General features: G+C 72.5%; 1 protein-coding gene. It reads right to left on the bottom strand.

The window, feature by feature from the left end:
- Window positions 1-51 precede the first annotated feature (51 nt).
- A partial coding sequence (locus ABZ371_RS30835) for an amino acid adenylation domain-containing protein (RefSeq protein ID WP_358685853.1) occupies window positions 52-3,136 on the bottom strand: 3,085 nt, incomplete at its 5' end.

The raw sequence follows: 3,136 nt of genomic DNA, 5'->3' as shown, positions 1-3,136 counted from the left end.
CCGGCGGTGGGCGACCCCGCACGCGGGGCACACCCACCGCCGTCCCCGCCCCTACCGTTCTGCGAGCTTCCGGTTGATGATCCTGCTGATCTCCGCGGCGGGACCCGCGTCGCACATCTGCGGGTGGCCCGTCTCGATGTCGATCTCCTCCACCGTGCCGCTGATGTACGGCAGCCAGTGGCTCGCGTCACCCGCGTAGAGGTCGTCGGGATTGAGCGAGGCCCGGAAGAAGACGGCGTCCCCGGCATACGCCGGCGAGGTGTACTTCTGCAGGATCGCCACGTGCGTCATCAGCGCCCTGGCCGACGTCTCGAGGACCCGCCGGTACTCCTGCGCACCCACCATGTGCCCGACGTAGTCCTCCAGGATGTTCTCGACGTCCTGCTGCGGCAGCATCTCCGCGTCGTCGAAGTAGTCGGCCGGAGCGCAGTCCAGCAGGCCCAGCAGGCCCACCTCGTGACCGAGCGACGCCAGTTCGGCGGCCACCGCGTGGGCGGCGGTGCCGCCGAACGACCAGCCGAGGACGTGGTACGGGCCCTCGGGCTGGACCTCCAGGATCCGCCGGACGCAGTCGCCGACCAGTTCCTCGACGGACTCCGGCCCCTCGTCCCCGCTGAACGCCTGCGCCTGGAACGCGTACACGGGCCGGTCCCTGATGTGGGCCGCGAAGTTGAGGTAGGACCAGCTGAGACCGAAGCCGGGCTGGATGAACCACAGGGGCTCGCCGTCGCCCTCGGAGCGGATCGTCAGCACCCGCGCGTACGGATCCTCGAACCGCGGTGACGCACCGTCCCGCAGACGCTCCGCCAGTTCCTTCACCGTCGGATGCTGGAAGACCAGCCGGATCGGCAGTTCCCGGCCGAACTCCTCGGCGATCCGCCCTGCGAGCTGGGCGGCCGTCAGCGAGTGGCCGCCCAGGTCGAAGAAGCTGTCGTCCACGCCGACCCGCTCCACCCCCAGCACCTCGGCGACCATCGCGGCGAGCCGCTGCTCGTCGGCCGTACCGGGAGCCCGGTAGGTGTCGGCGGCGAAGTCGGGCGCGGGGAGGGCCGCCCGGTCCAGCTTGCCGTTCGGCATCAGCGGCAGCCGCCCCAGGGGGACGACCGCGGCGGGCACCAGGTACGCGGGCAGCCGGTCGGACACGAAGCGGCGCAGCTCCGCCGCGTCCAGGACGACGTCCGCACGGCACGGGACGACGTAGGCGAGGAGCCGTCCGCCGTCCGCCAGCGCCACGGTCCGGCCGACGTCGGGGTGCGTGGCGAGTACGGCCTCGACCTCGCCCGGCTCGACGCGGAAGCCGCGGATCTTCACCTGCGCGTCGTCCCGGCCCGCGTACTCCAGCACGCCGTCGGTGTTCCACCTGGCCAGGTCGCCGGTGCGGTACATGCGTTCGCCCGCGGGCCCGAAGGGGTCGGCCACGAAACGTTCGGCGGTCAGCCCGGGCCGGTGGTGGTAGCCGCGCCCGATGGCGCCGGCGACGTACAGCTCGCCGACGACACCGGGAGGCACCGGCGCGAGCCCCGGGCCGAGGACATAGGCCCGCATGTTGCCGAGCGGCTCCCCGACGGGCGCGCTGTCGGTCCGGTCCCAGGGGGTGTCGGCGTCGAGGGCGAAGGCGCTGGCGTAGAAGCTCTCACTCTGCCCGTAGCCGTTGACGACACGCGCTCCAGGCATCGCCTCGCGCACCTGCCGCACCAGCGCCGCGGACAGTGCCTCGCCCGCGAAGACGACGGTGTCCGCCCGGACCTTTCCGGTGATGCGGCCGATCAGTTCGGCGAAGGCGGACGGGACGGAGCTGATCACGCCGCCGGACCAGTCCCCCCGTTCCGCGAGCTCGAGCACGTCGCGGACGATCTCGACGGTCCCTCCGGTGCAGAGCGTCGTGAAGATCTCGAACACCGAGACGTCGAAGTTGACCGAGGTGCCCGCCAGCATGCGTGCGCCCGGCACCGCCCGGGTGACCTGGGCGAGCCCGGTCACCCCGTTGGTGACCCCGCGGTGGGTGATGGCGACGCCCTTCGGCGTCCCGGAGGACCCCGAGGTGTACATCACGTACGCCAGGTTCTGCGGGCGGGGCGGAACCGCCCGGTGGCCGGCGGTGCCGTCGGCTCCCGGTGCCGGGTCGCCGCCGGCGGCCGGCGGCCCGTCCAGGAGGAGCGTCTCCTGGTCACCGAGCGGCAGCTCCGCCGCGGTCGCGGTATCGGTCAGCACCAGCAGCGGTCGCGCCTGGGTGAGTACGTGCTCCAGGCGCCGGCTCGGATAGGCCGGGTCCATCGGCAGGTAGGCCGCGCCGGACTTGAGGATGCCGAGCATGCCCGCCACCAGGTCCCGGGTCCTCGGCAGGGCGAGGCCCACCACCGTCTCCGGCCGGGCGCCACGGCGGACCAGTGCACGGGCCACGCGGTCGGACCGGTCGTCGAGTTCGCGGTAGGTCCAGGAGTGACCGCCGCACTCGACGGCGACGGCGTCCGGCGTGCTCTCCACCTGCCGGGCGAAGAGTTCCGGCACGGTCACCTCGGGCGCCGGGGTTGCCGTGTCCGTCAGCTTCTCCAGCAGCCACTTCCGCTCGTCGGGCCCGAGGGTGTCCACCGTGCCCGACGCCCTTGCGGGCTCGGCCGTCAGGGTGCGCAGGATGTGCAGCAGCCGTCGGCCGATGTCCGCGACCGCCTCGTGCGGGAAGGTGTCCTTGCGGTAGTCCAGGCCCAGTTGCAGGTTCGGGCTGGCGACCGCCATCACCGTGAGCGGGTAGTGGGTGGTGGAGAAGGGGCGGATGCCGGTGCAGGTGATGCCGGCAGCGTCGTTGGCCTCGGCCAGGGCGGCCGTGTCGACGGGGTAGGACTCGAAGACGACGAGGGTGTCGAACAGGGTTTGCAGCCCGGTGCTCCGCTGGATGTCGGTGAGGCCGTGGTGGTGGTGTTCCATGAGCGCGGCCTGGCGGTGCTGGATGCCGGTCATGAGCTCGGCGAGGGTGGCCGCCGGTGAGAGCGGGACGCGCACGGGCAGCGTGTTGATGAACATGCCGATCATGGAGTCGACGCCGTCCACGGCCGGCGGCCGCCCCGACACGGTGGCCCCGAACACCACGTCCTGACGCCCGGTCAACTGACCCAGCAGCAGCGCCCAGGCGCCCTGGACC

The sequence above is a fragment of the Streptomyces sp. NPDC005899 genome (assembly GCF_040629645.1).
GTDB lineage: Bacteria > Actinomycetota > Actinomycetes > Streptomycetales > Streptomycetaceae > Streptomyces.
This window is presented reverse-complemented; position numbering and strand designations above follow the sequence as displayed.